Consider the following 879-nt stretch of genomic DNA (forward strand, 5'->3'; position numbering starts at 1 on the left):
CGATTGATCCACCATTGGGTGCCCGCTCAGTCCTCGGCCTGCCCGCCATAAAGCGAGGCGGCAAGGTCGTGGATGACGTCGGCCGTGCGCGGCCCGAAGCCGAGCAGATAGCCGCCATCCATGCGGACCACCTTGCGCGCGGCACCCGCCGGTGTCGACAGGATGGATGGGTGCGCGAACAATTCGTCATCCGATGCGGCAGGACCGGCATTGTTCATCATCAGGATCACGTCGGGCCTGGCGGTGATGACAGCCTCGTCGGACAATTGCTTGTAGCCGGAGAAGCCGTCGACCGCGTTGACACCGCCCGAAAGCTTGATGATGCCGTCGGCGGCAGTGTCGCTGCCGGAAGCGAGGATCTTGCCGCCCTGCATCGACAGCACGAACAGGACGCGCTTGCGGTCGTTGATCGAAGCGGTCTGCTCTTCGGCGGCCTTCAGCTTGGTATCGACCTCCGCCGCCAGCGCATCGGCTTTGGCGTCCACGCCAAGCGCCTTGCCGACAATGCGGATCTTTTCGAGAATGCCTTCATGGTCGTAGCGCTCGGGCACCTCGATGAACGGAATGCTCGTTTTCTTCAGCACGTCGACGCCTTGCTTAGGACCACTGCCGCGCAGCGCCAGGATGCCCGACGGATTGACCGACAGGACACCTTCCGGCGACAGTTGGCGCATGTAACCGACGTCAGGCAGCTTGAGCGCCGCCTCGGGATAACGGCTGGTCGAATCGCGAGCGACCAGCCGATCCTGCTCGCCGAGCGCAAAGACGATCTCGGTGATCGAACCGCCGATGGCCGCTATCCTCGACGGGTCCGCAAAGACCTGCGTGCCTTCGGTGGCACGGGCCGGCAGCATTGCGGCAAAGGCCAGGGCAAGGCCG

The 879-nt window shown here is 64.3% G+C and carries 1 protein-coding gene; it reads right to left on the reverse strand.

All coding sequences use genetic code 11. The annotated features are described in order from the left end of the window. Positions 1–26: 26 nt before the first annotated feature. Positions 27–879: hemin ABC transporter substrate-binding protein (locus tag EOA85_RS36275; RefSeq protein ID WP_164760181.1), on the reverse strand; the 853-nt coding region annotated here is incomplete at its 5' end.

The sequence above is a fragment of the Mesorhizobium sp. M5C.F.Ca.IN.020.29.1.1 genome (assembly GCF_003997375.1).
GTDB lineage: Bacteria > Pseudomonadota > Alphaproteobacteria > Rhizobiales > Rhizobiaceae > Mesorhizobium > Mesorhizobium wenxiniae.